Annotated in this window: 22 protein-coding genes and 1 pseudogene; 21 read left to right on the forward strand and 2 right to left on the reverse strand. The window is 61.7% G+C overall.

What is annotated here, in order from left to right; translation table 11 throughout:
• Nucleotides 1-36 precede the first annotated feature (36 nt).
• The 16 genes from XH91_RS37440 (at nucleotide 37) to XH91_RS37515 (ending at nucleotide 12,845) form a co-directional block, all read left to right on the forward strand.
• Complete coding sequence (locus tag XH91_RS37440) at nucleotides 37-1,635, forward strand: nickel-dependent hydrogenase large subunit (RefSeq protein ID WP_128930104.1); 1,599 nt, start codon at nucleotides 37-39, stop codon at nucleotides 1,633-1,635.
• Nucleotides 1,636-1,742: 107 nt separating this feature from the next.
• Nucleotides 1,743-2,054 carry a hypothetical protein gene (locus XH91_RS37445; RefSeq protein ID WP_128930105.1) on the forward strand — a complete coding sequence of 104 codons (312 nt, stop codon included), beginning with the start codon at nucleotides 1,743-1,745 and terminating at the stop codon, nucleotides 2,052-2,054.
• A gap of 22 nt (nucleotides 2,055-2,076) precedes the next feature.
• Nucleotides 2,077-2,394 carry a hypothetical protein gene (locus XH91_RS37450; protein WP_128930106.1) on the forward strand — a complete coding sequence of 106 codons (318 nt, stop codon included), beginning with the start codon at nucleotides 2,077-2,079 and terminating at the stop codon, nucleotides 2,392-2,394.
• A gap of 24 nt (nucleotides 2,395-2,418) precedes the next feature.
• The gene (locus XH91_RS37455; protein ID WP_128930107.1) at nucleotides 2,419-2,901 is read left to right on the forward strand and encodes a hydrogenase maturation protease; all 483 of its coding nucleotides are present in this window, start codon (nucleotides 2,419-2,421) and stop codon (nucleotides 2,899-2,901) included.
• Nucleotides 2,901-3,209 carry a hypothetical protein gene (locus XH91_RS37460; protein WP_128930108.1) on the forward strand — a complete coding sequence of 103 codons (309 nt, stop codon included), beginning with the start codon at nucleotides 2,901-2,903 and terminating at the stop codon, nucleotides 3,207-3,209. Before XH91_RS37455 ends, XH91_RS37460 begins: the two co-directional genes overlap by 1 nt.
• Before the next feature lie 54 nt (nucleotides 3,210-3,263).
• Nucleotides 3,264-4,325 carry a tetratricopeptide repeat protein gene (locus XH91_RS37465; RefSeq protein ID WP_232995559.1) on the forward strand — a complete coding sequence of 354 codons (1,062 nt, stop codon included), beginning with the start codon at nucleotides 3,264-3,266 and terminating at the stop codon, nucleotides 4,323-4,325.
• 28 nt (nucleotides 4,326-4,353) lie between these two features.
• The gene (locus tag XH91_RS37470) at nucleotides 4,354-4,563 is read left to right on the forward strand and encodes a hypothetical protein (RefSeq protein ID WP_128930109.1); all 210 of its coding nucleotides are present in this window, start codon (nucleotides 4,354-4,356) and stop codon (nucleotides 4,561-4,563) included.
• Nucleotides 4,564-4,573: 10 nt separating this feature from the next.
• The gene (locus XH91_RS37475) at nucleotides 4,574-4,798 is read left to right on the forward strand and encodes a hypothetical protein (protein ID WP_128930110.1); all 225 of its coding nucleotides are present in this window, start codon (nucleotides 4,574-4,576) and stop codon (nucleotides 4,796-4,798) included.
• Between the two features lie 24 nt (nucleotides 4,799-4,822).
• Nucleotides 4,823-5,692 (forward strand): NifU family protein, encoded by an 870-nt coding sequence (locus tag XH91_RS37480; protein ID WP_128930111.1) that lies wholly within the window; start codon nucleotides 4,823-4,825, stop codon nucleotides 5,690-5,692.
• Nucleotides 5,693-5,757: 65 nt separating this feature from the next.
• Nucleotides 5,758-6,894 (forward strand): NHL repeat-containing protein, encoded by a 1,137-nt coding sequence (locus XH91_RS37485; protein WP_232995560.1) that lies wholly within the window; start codon nucleotides 5,758-5,760, stop codon nucleotides 6,892-6,894.
• On the forward strand, nucleotides 6,891-9,347 hold the full coding sequence (hypF, locus tag XH91_RS37490) for a carbamoyltransferase HypF (protein WP_128955153.1): 2,457 nt from the start codon (nucleotides 6,891-6,893) through the stop codon (nucleotides 9,345-9,347). The genes XH91_RS37485 and hypF overlap by 4 nt, the downstream gene beginning before the upstream one ends.
• Nucleotides 9,317-9,607 (forward strand): HypC/HybG/HupF family hydrogenase formation chaperone, encoded by a 291-nt coding sequence (locus XH91_RS37495; protein ID WP_128930114.1) that lies wholly within the window; start codon nucleotides 9,317-9,319, stop codon nucleotides 9,605-9,607. Before hypF ends, XH91_RS37495 begins: the two co-directional genes overlap by 31 nt.
• Before the next feature lie 4 nt (nucleotides 9,608-9,611).
• Nucleotides 9,612-10,304, forward strand: a complete 693-nt coding sequence (locus XH91_RS37500) for a D-sedoheptulose-7-phosphate isomerase (protein WP_128930115.1) — start codon at nucleotides 9,612-9,614, stop codon at nucleotides 10,302-10,304.
• On the forward strand, nucleotides 10,301-11,431 hold the full coding sequence (gene hypD / locus XH91_RS37505; protein ID WP_128930116.1) for a hydrogenase formation protein HypD: 1,131 nt from the start codon (nucleotides 10,301-10,303) through the stop codon (nucleotides 11,429-11,431). Before XH91_RS37500 ends, hypD begins: the two co-directional genes overlap by 4 nt.
• Complete coding sequence (hypE, locus tag XH91_RS37510; protein ID WP_128955154.1) at nucleotides 11,428-12,495, forward strand: hydrogenase expression/formation protein HypE; 1,068 nt, start codon at nucleotides 11,428-11,430, stop codon at nucleotides 12,493-12,495. Before hypD ends, hypE begins: the two co-directional genes overlap by 4 nt.
• A gap of 8 nt (nucleotides 12,496-12,503) precedes the next feature.
• A complete protein-coding gene (locus XH91_RS37515) occupies nucleotides 12,504-12,845 on the forward strand; it encodes a hydrogenase maturation nickel metallochaperone HypA/HybF (protein ID WP_128930118.1) in 342 nt (113 codons plus the stop codon).
• On the opposite strand, the gene XH91_RS40355 is transcribed toward XH91_RS37515, so the two are convergent.
• Nucleotides 12,791-13,135, reverse strand: a complete 345-nt coding sequence (locus XH91_RS40355) for a hypothetical protein (RefSeq protein WP_308421686.1) — start codon at nucleotides 13,133-13,135, stop codon at nucleotides 12,791-12,793. The genes XH91_RS37515 and XH91_RS40355 overlap by 55 nt on opposite strands.
• 18 nt (nucleotides 13,136-13,153) lie before the next feature.
• Here XH91_RS40355 and hypB point away from each other — a divergent pair, with 18 nt between their 5' ends.
• Complete coding sequence (gene hypB / locus XH91_RS37520; RefSeq protein ID WP_308421687.1) at nucleotides 13,154-13,822, forward strand: hydrogenase nickel incorporation protein HypB; 669 nt, start codon at nucleotides 13,154-13,156, stop codon at nucleotides 13,820-13,822.
• Nucleotides 13,823-13,837: 15 nt separating this feature from the next.
• Nucleotides 13,838-14,524, forward strand: coding sequence for a sulfite exporter TauE/SafE family protein (locus XH91_RS37525; RefSeq protein WP_128930120.1), 687 nt, complete (start codon nucleotides 13,838-13,840; stop codon nucleotides 14,522-14,524).
• Nucleotides 14,525-15,166: 642 nt separating this feature from the next.
• Here the strand turns inward: XH91_RS37525 and XH91_RS37530 are convergent.
• A complete protein-coding gene (locus tag XH91_RS37530) occupies nucleotides 15,167-15,670 on the reverse strand; it encodes a MarR family winged helix-turn-helix transcriptional regulator (protein WP_128930206.1) in 504 nt (167 codons plus the stop codon).
• Nucleotides 15,671-15,753: 83 nt separating this feature from the next.
• On the opposite strand from XH91_RS37530, the gene XH91_RS37535 reads away from it, so the two are divergent.
• From XH91_RS37535 to XH91_RS37545, 3 genes and pseudogenes are all read left to right on the forward strand, one after another.
• Nucleotides 15,754-16,977 carry a cytochrome P450 gene (locus XH91_RS37535; RefSeq protein ID WP_128930121.1) on the forward strand — a complete coding sequence of 408 codons (1,224 nt, stop codon included), beginning with the start codon at nucleotides 15,754-15,756 and terminating at the stop codon, nucleotides 16,975-16,977.
• Nucleotides 16,978-16,989: 12 nt separating this feature from the next.
• Nucleotides 16,990-17,314 (forward strand): annotated as a pseudogene (locus XH91_RS37540) (2Fe-2S iron-sulfur cluster-binding protein).
• A 50-nt stretch (nucleotides 17,315-17,364) separates the two neighbouring features.
• Entirely contained in the window at nucleotides 17,365-18,576 is a 1,212-nt protein-coding gene (locus XH91_RS37545) for an ABC transporter substrate-binding protein (RefSeq protein WP_128930122.1), read from the forward strand.
• Nucleotides 18,577-18,639 lie beyond the last annotated feature (63 nt).

The following is an 18,639-nucleotide window of genomic DNA, read 5'->3' on the forward strand; positions in this document are numbered from 1 at the left end:
TGTCGCTCAACCATCAGTCATCAGGAACCGATTCACATGCCAAGCGCAGTGCAAACTCTGGACATTTCGCCGGTCGGCCGGGTCGAAGGCGATCTCGACGTGCGTGTCAACATCCAGGATGGGGTCGTGGTCGACGCCTGGACCCAAGCGGAGCTGTTTCGCGGTTTCGAAATCATTCTGCGTGACAAGGATCCCCAAGCCGGCCTCGTTGTCACACCGCGCGCCTGCGGCATTTGCGGCGCCTCGCATCTGACCTGCGCCGCATGGGCGCTCGATACGGCCTGGCAGACCGAGGTGCCACGCAACGCCATCCTGGCCCGAAATCTCGGCCAGCTCGTCGAGAGTCTGCAGAGCCTTCCGCGCCATCACTACGGGCTCTTCATGATCGACTACACTCACAAGAATTATTCGAGCTCGAAATATTATAAAGAGGCGGTGAGGCGCTACGCTCCCTTCACCGGCGCAAATTACGAAATCGGCGTGACGATTTCTGGCAAGCCCGTCGAAATCTATGCTCTGCTGGGCGGGCAATGGCCCCACTCGAGCTACATGGTACCGGGCGGGGTGATGTGTGCCCCGACGCTCACCGACGTGACGCGCGCCTGGTCGATCCTCGAGTATTTCCGCCGCGAATGGATGGAAAAGATATGGCTAGGCTGCTCGCTCGAGCGGTACGAACAAATCAAAAGCTATGACGATTTCATGGCCTGGCTTGATGAAACGCCGCACCACGCCAATTCTGATCTGGGCATGTTCTGGCGGATGAGCATCGATTGCGGCATGGACAAGTATGGTCAAGGTCACGGCCGCTTCGTGTCCTGGGGATACCTTCCCCACGAGGACAAGTATCAGAAACCGACGATCGAAGGCCGCAACGCCGCGGTCATCATGAAGAGCGGCGTCTACGATGGCCGTAGCGATACGTTCAAGCTCATGGACCAGAACTTTACGCGCGAAGACACAGCCCATGCTTGGTACGATGAGCCGGGTGGGCTGCATCCGTTTGACCGCAAGACTGTACCGACCCAGAAGAACGCCGTCGACATGGGTGGAAAGTATTCCTGGGCCACCGCCGTGTGTCACGATGAAAGCGGCCGGCTCGAAGCTGGGCCGCTATCGCGGCAGCTGATCGCAGGCGGCAAGCACGGCGAGAGCTGGCAACATTACGATCCGCTGGTCCTTGATATGTACAAGAAGCTGGGGGGCGCCAGCGTCATGCTCAGGCACTTCGCCCGCATGCACGAAGGTGTCAAGTTATACCGGCAAGCTGAACACGCGCTTCGTGAGTTTCGGCTGAACGACCCGTGGTATATCAAGCCCAACGAGCGCGACGGGCGCGGCTGGGGCGCCACAGAGGCAATCCGAGGAGCGCTGTGCCATTGGATCGACGTCAAGGACGGCAAGATCAAGAACTACCAGATCATTGCGCCGACTACCTGGAATGTTGGACCGCGGGCGGCGGACGGCACCCGAGGACCGATGGAGCAGGCCTTGATCGGCTCGCCTATCAAGGATCCGAGCGATCCCGTTGAAGTCGGCCATGTCTGCCGCTCCTATGATTCGTGCTTGGTTTGCACGGTCCACGCGCACGACGCAAAGACAGGAGAGGAACTGGCGCGCTTTAGAACAGCCTGACCGCAAACTCGCTCGAGTCACTGGATTGCATCAACAGGCTTCGTTTGGTCATTCTCGCAGGCCGAGCGAACCACGGTGGATCACTACGTCAAAAGGCGCGTCGCACAATGGCGTCCGAAAACGGGGCTACCCTGAAAGCCATCGCCGATATGCTTGCGGATGGGCTCGAAACGCAAGTCGAGCCCTTTCCCGAGACGGACAAGGAATTTGCGGAAATTTTGCTGCAGCTGCGTCAGCTCGATACGAAGGACCTCAAGGCCAAACTCGTGATCTCGGGGTTCCTCGACCATCCTTACGGACCTGACAGGCAACGCTGCCTGGAATGCATGTACTATCTCGTGCACCGCAAATGGTGCGATCTGCCAGAGCTGTCTGTGCCTGTCGAGCCGGACTGGTGGTGCCGGCTATGGCGCATCTAGCTTCTCACCCGAGGCGCTCGTCATGGCCTCCGCCAGCGATGAAAGCTTACGTTCCCGCATCATCGGTCTCCTGACCTCTGGTCTTGCCACGGACGTGTATCCGCGCGCAGACAGCCATGAGCAAGTTCAGCGGCTTGTCTGCGACCTTCGCCTTGCAGGCGATGATCTGGAGGCTAAGCTCAAGCTCGCGGGGTTTACCTCATATCCGATTGAGCACGCCGGCATTACGCAGCTTTGCGAAACTTGCATGTACTACAAGGTGCACCAGCGCTTCTGCGAGCTGCCGGAACTGAATGTGCCGGTCGAACCCGATTGGTCCTGTAAGCTCTGGCGCATCTGATGCGCCTCATGGAAAGGGCACGCCGTGATTGCCGTGGTTGCTTGTGGAAATCCAAATCGTTCCGACGACGGCGCCGGTCTTGCTGTTCTCGGGCAGCTCAAAGATCGGGGGTTCGGACAGAATGCTGACATTCGTCTGCTCGACGCTGGCACCGACGGGATGGCGGCGATGTTCGCTGCGCGGGGCTGCCGAACGCTGATTATCGTCGATGCCTGCAGATCCGGCTCCGAGCCGGGCGCAATCTTCGAGGTCCCAGGACACGAATTGACCAAACCTTATGGAGGTGGACTTAATCTGCACGACTTTCGCTGGGAGCACGCACTTTTCGCCGGAAAGGCGATATTTCGCGATGCGTTTCCCGACGATGTCATCGTATTTCTGATCGAGGCAGAGCAACTCGATCTTGGTCTGTCGCTATCTTGTCGTGTATCGCAGGCGGTCATGAAGGTCGCCGCTAGGATCGAAGAGTTGCTGCGAACGCCCCAGGAGGCCGTGCCGGTGGGCTGATGCCAAATCTTGCGGTCACCATCAAAGACGGCTCGCTCTACTTTTCTGCCGCGCTCTGCAGACGCTTCTTCGATGGCCTTCAATGCGTCATCCTGCTCCGACGAGACAACGATCTTTGCATCCTGCCAGTCCGTCACCAGGCGGGCGGTGGATATCTGTTGAAGATGCGCAACATCGCTGGTGATCGCGTGGTGCATGCACCCGACTTCTTCAGCGAGCACAATGTCCCGATAGACGTCCGCGAGTTCGCAGCCGAATGGTCCTCCGCTGACCAAGCTCTCATCATCGCGCATGCGTTCGATTTGTAAACTTTCTTTACATTTCGCTTATTGAGTAGACAGACTGAAAATTTGGCTGCAAGATTGATCCGCATCAATGACGCGCGGCAAATCAAGCGCTCGGTCCGGGAGGACACCTTGGCGGCAGGCCTTCTGAGCGAACAGGTACGCGCAGCCTTGCAAGCAGCGGAGGCCGAGACGGCTACGCCGGCCGAGCGAGCCGAGATGCTCATGGAGATCGGAATAGGGCTGCAAACGAGGCCCAAGTCGCCGGATGAGATCAACTCCGCAATAGAACTCTACGACAAAGCCCTGACCGTCTGTCCCGGTGAGCTGGCTTTGCTGCGATCTCGTATTCTGGCGCGCAAAGCAACGGCGCTGCAGGCGATGCCCGAGCAGGGCACAAAGTCAATCGAGCTCGCTCGGTCCATCTTCGAAGCCATCATGCCAGAGCTCACTCAACTCGCAACGCTTGAAGAAACCGCGGAAGCCGAGATGAATCTCGGGCTGTGCATCCAAAGCCTCGCTGCCGTTGGCCGCGCAAAGATCTCTGAGGCGATAGCAGCCTATCAACGCGCCCTTCGTACCTTCACTCGAACGAGCCACCCCAAAGAGTACGCCATTCTTCAGAACAATTTGGCGACGGCCTTTCTCTCCATGCCGATGACCGATCAGCGCGGCAAAATGCGAGAGGCTCTTGCTGTTCAAGCCTTCGAGGAAGCGCTCAAAGTCGTGACTCTCGTCGATGATCCTGTCGAATACGCGATGTTGCAGAACAACCTCGGCAATGCCCTCCAATATGTCGCCTCGAGCCACGTGCTCGAGAATAATCTTCGCGCGCTTGAGGCCTATGACGAGGCACTTAAGGTCCGCACCCGCGAGACGATGCCGATCGAGTACGCGAACACCATCTCGAACAAGGCAAACTGCCTGTGGAATCTGCCCGGTCATGCCTCGAACTCGGAAACCGGCAGGGGCATCAATCTCTCAATGGCCCTCGTCTATTACAGAGAGGCGCGCGAAATATTCCTGGCCCATGGAGATCCCGGTCGCGCTCAGATCGTCAGCGAGGCCTCCATGCAGATCGAGCGCGAGCTGATGGAGCTGTCGGCGCTTCTCGATCGACCTACCACCCTGCATTCCTAGCAAATCTGGATCGAAGGAGTTCTTGCAAATGAGCGTGTCACTTACTCCGGCAATATTCGCCTTAAGTCTCGGTCTGGCGATGATTGCATCAATCGCAGGAGGAATGGTCGGCGGCCTCATCGTCGGCGGAAAAGTGCTCGGAAATGAGCTCGCAGCGCTGCTCGGTGGTTTCTACGGCCCGTTGGCTGGAATTGCCGGCGTTTTCGTCGGCCTTATCGCTCTTTCGATCATCGCTTGAGGAAGATGACATGTGGGCAATGACACAGAACTCCATCTTGTTGTTCTTCCGCGGAAAGCTTTTCGCAGACCCAGCCAAGGCTTACCGGCAAATTGCGATCGGGGTGGCGGTCACAGCCATGCTGCTCATCATTCTTACGCTGGTCGGGGCGCCGATATGGGCGGCTTCAGCCCTGGCAGCAGCAATTGGTGGGGGCTTGCAGCCTTATCTCTTCCGAAACCTCCGCTATAGGTGAGGAGCGCGGCCGGCGCGAGATCGCATGAACGCTCACGAATCGACACCAACACTTCGGGAGGATCTCGCCGGCTTTGTCGGCGATATCGAGCGGTTGGAAACGGTCGTGGCGACCTGGGATGAAACGCAGCGGGGCGTCGTTTCCGCCTACAAGATCGCGATCGAAGCGCTCAATGCGGAAGCGTTCCGGCGCCTGATACGTGCCTTGAAGGCCGATCCCGCCGCGCTGGCCGCCATGAAGAGCGCAGCTTCGGACGAGCTCGTCTACGCGGTGCTGCGGCGCTACAACCTCTTGAGGGCGGCCCTCAACGAGCGGGTCGAGCAGGCACTCGAAAGCGTCCGGCCGATGCTGAAATCGCATGGTGGGGATGTCGAACTCGTCTCGGTTCGCCCGCCGGCAGTGGAGGTTCGGTTCAAGGGAGCCTGCGACGGCTGTCCCGCCTCGGCGCTGACATTCCATGCCGGCGTGAAGAAGGCGCTTCAGGATGTCTGCCCCGAGATCACCGACGTTATTCAGGTCAAGGGGCTGGCCGCGGCGAGCGAAGGCGGCGTTCGGTTCATCAGCCCCTTCGCGCTGAATGCGGAAGGACAGTGGATACCGGCGGGAGCTTGGGCGGATTTTCCGGAGGGCTTGGTCCGCGCGATGGAATTGGGCGGACGCAAGATCATCCTGTCACGTAGTGGGGAATCGATCTCCTGTTTCGAGAATGCCTGCGCGCATCTCGGCCTTCCGATCCATGATGGCGAGGTGCAGGGCGGCATCATCACCTGTCCCTATCATGGGTTCAGATACGACCTCGCCAGTGGCGAATGCCTGACCGCGCCTGAGGTGCAACTGCAGCCGCACGCGGTCAGGATCATCGGAACCAGGGTTGAAGTGAGGATAACGGCATAGCCATGATCACTTCAGCCGCAACCATTCGCTTGGACCGACCGCGCGCTAGGATGCGCGACAACCACGTGCCACGCCGGTTTCTCTCGCCGGCCGGCGCCCGCGTGATTCTGGGTGGAGAGGTCACGCCGGACGGACTTGTGCAATCGATCGTTCCGTCGGCCCAGACGTTGTTCGGCCCGCGTGGGGTGTGTCTCGACAAGAACGGGCCCATGTTCGTCTGCGACAGTGGCCATCATCGGCTGCTGATCTGGAGCCGCTGTCCGTCCTCCGATCAAGCGCCCGCCGATATTCTGATCGGTCAATCCGACTTCTCGCGCGAGGGCCGCAACGCCAAGCGCGACATCGGCCCCGACACGCTCAACTTCCCGACCGGCGTCGCTGCCGCAGACGGCATCCTGGCCGTGGCGGATGCATGGAATCACCGGATCCTGATCTGGAATCGCTATCCATCCGCCTCGAACCAGCCCGCCGATGTGGTTCTAGGTCAGGCGGACTTCGTCTCAGGCCTAGCCAATCGCGGAAGAGCGGTGTCTCGCTCCGACACACTGAATTGGTGCTACGGGGTCGCGATCTTCCAGGGCAGGCTGATCGTCTGCGACACCGGAAATCGCCGCGTTCTGATCTGGAACGGCATTCCGACCGCCAACGGCACGCCGGCCGATCTGGTCCTCGGCCAAAGAGACTTCGTCACCCGTGATGACAATGCCGGCGGCGACGTCTGTGCCACCAGCATGCGGTGGCCGCACGGCATCGCCTGCCATGACGGCGCACTCGCGATCTCGGACGCGGGCAACAATCGCGTCATGGTATGGCGCCATTTCCCCACCGTCAGCGGGACGCCGTGCGATTTCGTGCTGGGCCAGGACGATTTCGCGGGCGTCGATCACAATCGCAGCTCGTACGATCCATCCTCGAGCGCGATGAGCATGCCCTATGGTCTCGTCATCTGGGATGGCCAGCTCGTGGTCTGCGATACCGCAAATTCGCGGCTGCTTGGCTTCCATCTCCAGGACCTCGCCATGGATGCGCCGGCCACAGGGCTGGCGGCCCAGAACGGCTTTGCCGACAAAGGTGACAATCGCTGGCGCGCGGCAAGTCGCGACAGCCTGTGCTGGCCTTATGCTGCTTCGGCAGTCGGTCGGACTCTGGCGATCGCCGACACCGGCAACAACCGGATCCTGATCTGGGACAAAACACCATGAGCAGGCTCAACCTCGCCGCGCCGCAGAACCCTGTCGAGGTCGTTGAAATCCGGTTTCGCGGACGTGTGCAGGGCGTCGGCTTCCGGCCGGCGGTCTGGCGCCACGCGCGGGAACTGCGGCTTGGCGGCGAGGTGCTGAATGACGGAGAAGGCGTTCTGGTTCGCGTGCAGGGAGAACGGGCGATCATTGACATGCTCGTCGACCGCATCGCTGGCGATCCGCCGCCGCTGAGCCAGATCGAGGCAATCGAGATCACCGCCTATGCGGGCGTGCTGCGCGACGATTTTGCGATAGTCGAGAGCGCACATGGCGGGGCTCATACCGAGATTTCACCTGACGCGGCGCTCTGTGCCGATTGCGCGCGCGAAACCACCGATCCCTTTGCGCGCCGCTTCCGCTACCCCTTCACCAATTGCACCAATTGCGGGCCGCGGCTGAGCATCGTCGACGGCATCCCCTACGATCGCGCCAAGACCGCGATGTCGCCGTTTGCAATGTGCGCCGACTGCGCCCGCGAATACCGCGACCCTTCCGACCGGCGGTTTCACGCCGAACCGATCGCCTGCCATGCCTGCGGGCCCAAGGCGAAGCTGGTCAGGCTCGACGGGCGTCACTTTACCTTCGAGCAGTTTTCCATGCTTGACGATGTGGATGCGGCGTGCAGCCTGATCCAGAAGGGCGAAATCGTCGCCGTCAAAGGGCTCGGCGGCTACCAGCTCGCCTGTGACGCCACCCAGGCCGACACGGTCAGGAGGCTGCGCAAACTGAAACAGCGGGACGGCAAGCCGTTTGCCCTGATGGCCAGGGACGTTGACGTTATCCGCCGGTTCTGCGATCTCGCCGAACACGAGTTGGTCGCGTTGACAAGCCCGGCGGCCCCCATCGTGCTCCTGCATGCGAATGGGCCGGAGCACCTGCCTGACGAGATTGCACCGGGATTGCGGACGCTCGGTTTCATGCTGCCGACGACGCCGCTGCATGTCTTGCTGCTGCGGCGGATGGACCGGCCGGTCGTCATGACCAGCGGCAATTTGTCGAGCGAGCCGCAGGTGACGGGCGATACGGAGATGACGGAGCGCCTCGCGGGGATTGCGACGTTCGCGCTCACCCACGATCGGCGCATCGCCAACCGTGTCGACGATTCTGTGGTCCGGGTGGTGGCGGGCGGGCCGCGGCTCCTGCGTCGCGCCAGAGGATACGCACCGGCGCCGATCGCCCTGCCCAGGGGGTTCGCGAAAGCGCCCGATCTGCTCGCCATGGGCGGGGAGCTGAAGGCCACGTTCTGTTTGCTCAAGGACGGCGCTGCGATCCTGTCCCAGCATCAGGGCGACCTGGAGGATGTCGCGACATTCGACGATTACAGGAAGAACCTATCGCTCTATGCCGCGCTCTTCGAGCACGAGCCTACGGCAGTGATCGCCGACATGCACCCCGAATATCTGTCCTCCAAGCTCGCGCGCGAGCACCTGGCGGGCGGGACGCTGCCTTTGATGGAGGTGCAGCATCATCACGCCCATGTGGCGGCCTGTCTTGCCGAGAACGGATATGCGCTCGACGGCCGTCCGGTCCTCGGGATCGTTCTCGATGGTCTCGGATGGGGCGAGGACGCGACGTTCTGGGGCGGCGAGTTCATGCTCGCCGACTATGTCGGCTACACGCGGGCCGGTACGTTCAAGCCGATCCCGATGCTTGGCGGCGTCCAGGCCGTGCGCGAGCCCTGGCGCAATCTCTATGCGCATCTCATGGCGGAGATGAGCTGGGCCGAGCTGACAATGAATTTCGCCGAGCTCGAGCTCCATTCATATTTGGCGGCAAAGCCGCGCGCGCTGCTGGATTCGATGGCGCGCAACCGCATCAACGCTCCGCCAGCATCATCCTGCGGGCGCTTGTTCGACGCCATGGCCGCCGCCCTCGATGTCTGCCGGGACGCGCAGAGCTATGAGGGCGAGGCGGCGGCGCGGCTGGAAGCCATGGTCGACGAGAAAACTCTCGCCGATGAAGACGAGGCGCTGGCCTATCCGCTGACGATCCCCAATCTCGCCGGCACGGGTTTGCCCTATATCGAGCCGCTCGCGATGTGGCATGCGGTGCTGGGTGACCTGATCCTGAAGACACCGGCGCCGGTGATGGCTGCACGGTTCCACAAGGGGCTGGCCAAGTCCATCGCCGCCATGACACGCAAGCTCGCCGGCTCCCCCGAGGACGGCGAGCGACGCTTCTCGACCGTCGCGCTCACCGGCGGCTGCTTCCAGAACCGCATCCTATTCGAGGAGGTGGTGCGCCGGCTGGAGCGCGAGCAGTTCACTGTGCTGTCACATGCGCGCGTTCCGTCCAACGATGGCGGACTTGCTCTCGGCCAAGCCGTCATTGGAGCTGCGCATCTGATGAAATCAAACAAAGACTTCAGGGAAGGAAAGCCGTCATGTGTCTCGGTATTCCCGGGCGGATCGTAAGGATCGACGACGAAGCGAGAAAGCTTGCGACCGTCGACGTCAGCGGCGTCAAGCGGCAGGTCAACATCGCCTGCATCGTCAGCGAGGATCATCCGCCGTCGGCCTGCCTCGGCGACTGGGTGCTCGTCCATGTCGGATTCGCGATGAGCCGGATCGACGAGGAAGAAGCCGCGCAAACGCTCAAGATTCTCACAGAACTGGGTGAAGCACAGGCTGAAATCGAAGCCATGAAGCGTTCGGCAGCTGAGCCGGGAGGGTAGCGCCATGTCAGGCAACAGCGACCTGAAGGAACTTTATCCGTTTCTGCATGGCGGACAGCAGGAGCCGGCGCGGCTGGATGCCGCCCTCCTGCTCTCGGTCGAAGAGAAGGCACGCGATTCGCGCGACACCAATGCGCGCTTCTTTGCCGAGAACGCCGCGGTGCTGATCGCCGCGGCGAAAACGGTCGCGGATGTCTATCGCAACGGCGGACGGCTATTCTCGATGGGCAATGGCGGCTCGAGCTGCGACGCCTCGCATGTCGCCGTGGAGTTCGTCCACCCGATCACGGCGGGCAGGCCCGCACTGGCCGCAACCAACCTCGTCGCCGATCTGGCGATGATCTCGGCGGTCGGAAACGACCTCGGTTTCGATCACGTCTTCGTCCGCCAGATCGTGGCCCAGGGGCGGAAAGGCGATGCGCTCATTGGCATCTCCACCAGCGGCAATTCGTCGAACCTGATGGCCGCCTTTGCCAAGGCGAAGGAGATGGGCCTCGTGACCATTGGGCTTGCGGGCGGCGACGGCGGAAAGATGAAAACCGCGGGTGTCGTCGACCATTGCCTGGTCGTCCCGACGACGTCGATCCATCGCACCCAGGAGTGCCATGTAACCGCCTACCACATCCTCTGGGATCTCGTTCACACGCTCTTGGCTGACGACCGGGGATCGGCGCGAACGAAGGGAGCCGTGGCATGAAATATGTCGACGAATTCCGCGACGGCGAAAAGGCGCGCGTACTCATCGGCGAGATCGAGTCGCTGGTTTCCGGCATGAAACTTCCGGAGGGCCGGCCGCTTTACCTGATGGAGGTCTGCGGCGGGCACACCCATTCGATCTTCCGCTATGGGCTCGAGGGCATGTTGCCCAAGGCTATCGAGCTGGTTCATGGTCCGGGATGTCCGGTCTGCGTCCTGCCGATGGGACGGGTCGATGATTGCGTCGCGATCGCGGAGAACCCGAAGGTCATCTTCACAACCTTCGGAGACGCGATGCGCGTGCCCGGCTCGCGGAAGAGCCTCCTGCAGGCCAAGGCGGATGGTGCCGACGTGCGCATGGTCTATTCGCCGATGGACGCGCTCCAGCTCGCTCGGCGCAATCCCGCTCGCGAGGTCGTTTTCTTCGGCCTCGGCTTCGAGACCACCATGCCGTCGACCGCATTGACGATCCTGCAGGCGGAGAGCGAGGGGATCCGGAACTTCTCCGTGTTCTGCAACCACATCACGATCGTTCCGACCATCAAGGCGATCCTCGACAGTCCCGGCCTGCAGCTCGACGGCTTCCTCGGGCCCGGCCACGTGTCGATGGTGATCGGCACGGCTCCTTACGAGTTCATCGCCAATTTCTATCGCAAGCCGATGGTGGTCGCCGGCTTCGAGCCGCTCGACATCCTCCAGTCTATCTGGATGCTGCTGAAGCAGATCGCGGAGGGGCGGGTCGAGGTCGAGAACCAGTATGCCCGCGTCGTGCCGAGCGAGGGCAACAACGCGGCGCTGCGCGCGGTGGCCCAAGTATACGAATTGCGCGAGTTCTTCGAGTGGCGCGGGCTTGGATCGATCGATCATTCCGGCGTGCGCCTGCGCGATGCTTATGTGCATTTCGACGCGGAGCGCAAATTCGCGATTCCCAACGTCAGGATCGCCGACCCGAAATCGTGCCAGTGCGGCGAGGTGCTGAAGGGCGCACTCAAGCCGTGGCAATGCAAGGTGTTCGGCACCTCATGCACGCCGGAAACGCCTCTCGGAGCACTGATGGTGTCCTCCGAAGGAGCCTGTGCTGCCTACTACCAGTATGGCGGCCAAAAGCGCCAAGCGGAGGTCGTATGAATTTCGTCCCCTTCGTCAAGACGCGCACGCGCGGCAAAGTCAATGTCAGCTCGGTGACGCTGGCTCATGGCGGCGGCGGCAAAGCCATGAAGGACCTGATTGACGACGTGTTTCTGACGGCCTTCGGCGAGCACGCCTGTGAGCCGCTCGAGGATCAGGCGCGGTTCGATCTGGCGGTCTTCGCAGCCCATGGCGACAGGCTCGCCTTTACGACCGACTCCTTCGTGGTCGATCCCCTGTTCTTCCCGGGCGGCGATATCGGAAAGCTCGCGGTTTGCGGCACGGTGAACGATCTCGCCGTCGGCGGGGCGGTGCCCATGTATCTGTCCTGCGCGGTCATCATCGAGGAGGGCGTGCAGATCGATCTCTTGCGACAGGTCGCGCTTTCCATGGCGCGAACGGCTTCGCAAGCGGGGGTGCAGATCGTCACGGGCGACACCAAGGTCGTGCCACGGGGAGCGTGCGACAAGATCTTCATCACGACCACGGGCGTAGGCGCGATCCCTGCCTCGCTCGCGCTCGGCGTGGACAAGGCCCGCGCCGGCGACGCCGTCCTCGTGAACGGACTGCTGGGTGACCACGGTGCCGCCATCCTGTGCGCCCGCGGCGACATGGCGCTCGAGACGCCGATCGCCAGCGATTGCGCCTGTCTGCACGAGCTGATCGGCGCGATCCTCGCCGCCGCACCGGGCACTCGCTTCATTCGGGACGCGACGCGCGGCGGCGTCGCGACGGTGCTGAACGAGATCGCGGACGGCTCGGGGGTCTCCATCGAGATCGAGGAGGGCATGACGCCGATCCGCGAGGAAGTGAAGGCGTTCTGCGAGGTGCTTGGGCTCGATCCGCTCTATCTCGCCAATGAGGGCAAGATCGTCGTGATCGTTCCCCCCGATCAGGCCGAAGCCGCGCTGGCTGCCATGCGGCGAGATCCACTGGGTTTGGATGCCGCCCGTATCGGCCGGATCACCTCGGACCAGGATAGCCGCGTCATGATGCGGACGAGCTTTGGCGGACACCGAATGGTCGACATGCTCGTCGGCGAACAGCTGCCTCGGATCTGCTGAGAGGACCCATGCACGAGCTCGGCATCACCCGTAACATCGTGGCGATCGTCAGCGATGCCGCCAAGGGCCGCAAGGTCCGCCGCATCACCGTCGATGTTGGAGATCTCTCCGGCGTGATGGGAGAGGCGATCGCATTCTGCTTCGAGACCGTCGCCCGCGGGACGCCTCTTGACGGCACAGCGCTCGACATCAGGCGCGTGGCCGGGCGAGCGCTGTGCGCGACGTGTCGTTCGGAATTCGAGCAGGCGAGCCTGTTTGCGCCGTGCCCTTGTGGCTCGCGGCAGTTTACGCGCCTTCAGGGCGAGGAATTGAAGATCAGAAGCATGGAGATCGAAGGGGAGGCTGCCTGATGTGCGGACATTGCGGTTGCGGCGCCAAGGCGGGTGCCACGGTGATCAATCTCCAGACCGGACATGAAGCGAGCCTGGGCGGTGGGGAGACCGGTGAGCACCTGCATGATCATTTCCATGTCCACGCGGATGGCGTTGCTCACGCCCATTCGCATGACCATGATCCCGCCCACGTCCACTCTCACGCTGGACACGGCCATGATCACCATCATCATGACCATCATGATCACGGACATCATGGACGCCGACATTCGCATGACCATGCCCACGAACACGGGCATACCAATCATGACGAAGCTGCGGGCCTGGTGCTCGATCTGGAAGCCCGGATCCTCGCCAAGAACGACGTTTTGGCAGCAAGGAACCGGGCCTGGTTCGCCGGTCGCGAAATCCTGGCCCTGAACCTCGCAAGCTCGCCCGGCGCCGGCAAGACCACGCTGCTGGAGCGAACCATTGGCGACCTTCATCACGAGGTCAATCTCTTCGTCATCGAAGGAGACCAGGTGACGGCCAATGATGGGGAGCGAATTCGACGCGCAGGCGCCCCAGCAGTCCAGGTCAATACGGGCACGGGTTGCCATCTCGAGGCCGACATGATTGCGCGCGCTCTTTCAGAGCTGCGTCCACCGCCGGAATCGATCGTGATGATCGAGAATGTCGGAAATCTAGTTTGTCCTGCGATGTTCGACCTTGGCGAACATGCAAGGGTCGTCATCCTCTCAGTGACCGAGGGAGAGGACAAGCCGATCAAATATCCTCACATGTTCCGGTCGGCTGACCTCATGATCTTGAACAAGCTCGACTTGCTTCCGCATGTGGATTTCGATGTCGATCGCGCGGTGGCATACGCCAGAGACGTCAACCCGGCCATCGAGGTTCTGCAGGTCTCGGCCAGAAACGGCGCAGGATTTGAGGAGTGGTACGGTTGGATACGACGGCAAAGCAAGTTGCTGAAGGACACCGTATTTCCCTCTTGATGATTGGATCTTGCCATGTTCGGAATATTGGGGCTGGGACTGCTGCTGGGCATGCAGCACGCGCTCGAGGCCGATCACATTGCGGCGGTATCGAGCATTGCGGCGCGCCGCAGCGATGTGGGCGAGATCGTCAAGCATGGGTTGACGTGGGGAATTGGACACACCATCACTTTGTTCCTGTTCTCCGGGGCGGCTTTGGTGCTCGGATATGCAATTCCGCCGGGCGTTTCGCAACCGCTAGAGGCGGCCGTCGGCTTCATGTTGATTCTGTTAGGAAGCAACGTCATATGGCGCTTATGGCGCGAACGTGTCCATGTTCACCATCACATCTCAGATTTTCGTGCTCCTAGTCACAAGAGCGAAATTTGGCGCCCTGAGGCGCGCGCGCATGATCATGACCATGGTGCGCGCTGGCGGACGCTGGCGGTCGGGCTCATGCATGGGATGGCAGGCTCAGCCGCGCTCCTCGTCTTAACCGTCTCACAAGCGCCGAACCATCTAGCGGGGATACTTTACGTGTTACTATTTGGTATGGGCTCGATGATGGGGATGGCCGCACTGTCGTCGCTGATTGCGGTTCCCTTAGTCATCTCAGCCCGAACCTTAACTTGGGTCAACCGGTCTTTGCAGTTCGTTATCGGAAACATCGCGATGGGACTTGGCCTCTTGACCATCTATGGAACAGTCGCCGCCGCTGGCTAGCGAGAGGTCAGCTACCCTTCGCCATTTGAATGCGTCTTTTTTCTAAGGATGGTCCGGAGAATCGATACCGGGGGTGTCTCGACCGCCCCTAGCAGCGCGCTGCTCTCCTCGGTCGTGCCGCTTGGGTGCGACCCGGTAGATACGCTGCGCGAGCCAGCAAGCTCCCAATGACGGCGGCTCCCTTCGCTCTCGCATTTACGGACTTTATCTCTTCATCCTCTCGGCAGTCCCGGGTTGACATTAAACCGCTAGCGCCGTCTCGAACTTGGCCTCTATGTTAGTAGCGATCCTTTCCGATGGCTCGACATTGAGCATCTCGCCGCGCGCGCTGCCAGGATGCTCTGCCAGACGGCGGATTGTCGGCCCCTCGCAATCGACAAAGGGTCTATAAGCGGTTGCCGCCTATCCGCGAACCAGGAGAGGTTCGCGAATAAGGAAGGGAGGGTTCAAGCCGGAGGCAAAGGTTTTTTGTTGCCTAGGCAACTAATTCATGCGAACCTTCGCGCAAGGGAAGATGGCGGGACAACCGCTACGCCTTTCCTGGGAGGACCGATGTTCGGCAGGGATGGTATCGCCAGCAAACGCCGGCGCAAGCGTGAAGGTAACGAAGCCTTGCGTGCACATCGTGCTGTGCGCCCTGGCTTAGCTATCGGTATCCGTCACCGCGCCGAGATTTTCATGCAAACGGCGCAGCAGCCCGATCAGTATTTCCTGCTCATCCCTGGAAAGGCACGACAGCAGCCGCCGCTCGCGCCCAAGCGCCACGGCGATCACCTTGTCGTGGGTGGTGCGCCCCTTCGCTGTCAGGGAGATCGAATGGGTGCGGCCGTCATTCGGGTCGATGCGGATCGCGATCAGGCCTCGCTTCTCCATGGCGGCGAGCGTCCTGCTCACCGGCCCCTTGTCGAAGCCGATGACGTGGCAGATGCGGGCGGCCGGAATGCCTGGCTCGATTGCGAGCAGGGCAATGATGCGCCACTCGGTGACGTTGACGCCGAACGCGGGCTGATAGAACGCGTTCGCGCTCTTGGACAATTTATTGGCGATGAAGGTGATCAGAGCCGGGATGTAGCGGTCGAGATCGAGCAGCGGCGCATCGCCTTCAGTCGCGGTGTTGTGTCTCGATTTGCTGGTCGGTGGCTGCATCACGTCGGGGCTCGCTTCATGCGCTGCTCCAGAAATAAGGACATGCGCGAACGCTTCACAAGCCCAAATTTGCGAGGACTGCAATGACTGTACCGAGCGCCTGTGCTTCGACCGCCGGTCCAATGGCCATTCCACACCTTGACGTCGACCCCTTCGCGATCTCGTTCTTCGACGATCCCTATCCGACCCATGAAAGGCTGCGAGAGGCCGGCCCTGTCGTCTATCTCGATAAATGGAACGTCTACGGCGTGGCGCGTTATGCCGAGGTCTATTCAGTCCTCAACGATCCCCAGACCTTCTGTTCCAGCCGCGGCGTCGGTCTTTCCGACTTCAAGAAGGAAAAGCCCTGGCGGCCGCCGAGCCTGATCCTGGAGGCCGATCCCCCCGCGCACACCCGCACCCGCGCCGTGCTGTCAAAGGTGCTGTCGCCCGCGACCATGAAGCGGATCCGCGACGGCTTCGCTTTGGCGGCCGAAGCCAAGATCGACGAGCTGCTGCAGCGGCGCAAATTCGATGCGGTCGCCGATCTCGCAGAGGCCTATCCGTTGTCTGTATTTCCGGATGCGCTCGGACTGAAGGCGGAAGGGCGCGAGCACCTGATTCCTTATGCTGGTCTCGTCTTCAATGCCTTCGGCCCGCCAAACGAGCTACGTCAGACCGCAATCGAGCGATCGGCGCCGCACCAGGCCTATGTCGCCGAGCAGTGCCAGCGACCGAATCTTAAGCCTGGCGGCTTTGGCGCCTGTATCCATGCGTTCTCCGACACTGGCGAGATCACGTCGGATGAGGCGCCGTTGCTCGTGCGCTCACTGCTGTCCGCAGGCCTCGACACCACAGTCTATGGCATCGGAGCCGCTCTCTATTGCCTGGCACGCTTTCCGAAGGAATTCGCGCGGCTGCGGGCCGATCCGTCGCTGGCGCGCAACGCCTTCGAGGAAGCCGTTCGCTTCGAAAGCCCGGTGCAGACCTTCTTCCGCACCACGACGCGCGAGGTCGAGATCGGCGGCACGCGCGTCGGCGAGGGCGAGAAGGTCCTGATGTTCCTCGGCGCGGCGAACCGCGACCCGCGCCGCTGGATCGAGTCCGATCGCTACGACATCACCCGCAAGACTTCGGGCCATGTCGGCTTCGGCTCCGGCATTCACATGTGCGTTGGCCAGTTGGTAGCGCGGCTCGAAGGTGAGGTGGTGCTGTCCGCGATCGCGCGAAGGGTTGCATCGATCGAAATCTCCGGTCCCGTCGAGCGCCGCTACAACAACACGCTGCGCGGGCTAGAGAGCCTGCCGATATCCATCACCCCGGCCTGACGAGGACCTTTGATGCCAGCCATTACTTTCGTTCATTCCAACGGCAATAGCGATCACCTCGACGCCAGCGACGGGGAGAGTGCGATGCAGGCGGCAACCCGCTACGGCCTCGACGGCATCCTCGCCGAGTGCGGCGGCAACGCCATGTGCGCGACCTGCCATGTCTATGTCGACGACGCCCTGGCTGGCGCGATTGCCGGCCGTCCGCGACGACGAGGACGCGCTGCTCGATGGCACCGCCGCGGAGCGGCGGCCGACGAGCCGGCTGTCCTGCCAGATCAGGATCACGTCTGAGCTCGACGGTCTCGTGCTGCGTCTGCCGGAGCGGCAGGTCTAGGTTCCAGTTTTCGGCAACGACCGACTCGCGGGAGTGAGGGAGGACAAAGAATGAAGCACCTGGGGTGGACCATTGCGCTTGCCGCAAGCTTTTGGGTCGGCGCCGCGAACGCGGAGATTTCGGATGGCGTCGTGCGTATCGGCGTGCTCAACGACATCTCCGGCATATTCCAAGACACCAACGGCATGGGCTCGGTCGAAGCCGCACGCATGGCGGCGGAAGATTTCGCCGGCGGCGGCAAGGACGTCAAGGTTGAAATCGTCTACGCCGATCATCAGAACAAGGCGGACGTCGGCTCGGCCATTGCGCGAAAATGGCTCGATGTTGAAGGTGTCGATGCCATCGTCGACGTGCCGAACTCGGCGGTGGGCCTTTCCATCAACAATGTGCTACGCGACAGCCGGATGACGTTCCTGGCGTCCTCCACCGCGAGCGCCGACCTAACCGGCAAGGCCTGCTCGCCCAACACCATCCAATGGGTCAACGACACCTGGGCGACCGGCAACACCACGGCGGCGGCAATGATGTCGCACGGCGGCAAGGAGTGGTACTTCCTCACCGTCGATTACGCGCTCGGTAAAGGCATCGAGGCGGAAGCGCAGAAATATATCGAGGCGCATGGCGGCAAGGTGATCGGCTCCTCCAAGCATCCACTCGGCACTTCTGACTTCGCCTCCTTCCTGCTTCAGGCGCAGGGCTCGAAAGCCCAGGTGATCGGGCTTGCCAATGCAGGCGGCGACACCATCAACGCGGTGAAGCAGGCGGCTGAGTTCGGTATCCAGCAGAGCGGACAGAAGCTCGTTGCCTTCCTCCTCTTCATCAACGACGTCCACGGAATGGGATTGAAGGTCGCTCAAGGACTGCAACTCATGGAGGCTTTTTACTGGGACATGAACGACGACACCCGTGCCTTCGCCAAACGCTTTGCGGCACGCCCCGGCATGAACGGCAAAATGCCGAGCGGCAATCAAGCCGGCGTCTACGCCTCCACGCTCGCCTACCTCAACGCGGTCGCCGCTACTGGCAGCGACAACGCCAAGGACGTCGTGCCGCAGATGAAGACGTTCAAAGGCCACGATAGGCTTTTCGGCGATACCGCGATCCGTCAGGATGGCCGCGTCGTGCATCCGATGTACCTGTTCGAGGTCAAGAAGCCGGAGGAGACGAAATATCCGTACGATTATTACAAGCTTGTTTCGACGATCCCGGCAGACCAGGCGTTCCGGCCAATGGTGGAGGGCGGCTGTGCGTTGGTGAAGTAGGGAGCGCTGCCGAGTAACCAGGACATTGGCACGCTTCACGTTTTGGTGCGGCGTTTCCAGCCT

Origin of the sequence: Bradyrhizobium guangzhouense, from assembly GCF_004114955.1 — a bacterium.
GTDB lineage: Bacteria > Pseudomonadota > Alphaproteobacteria > Rhizobiales > Xanthobacteraceae > Bradyrhizobium > Bradyrhizobium guangzhouense.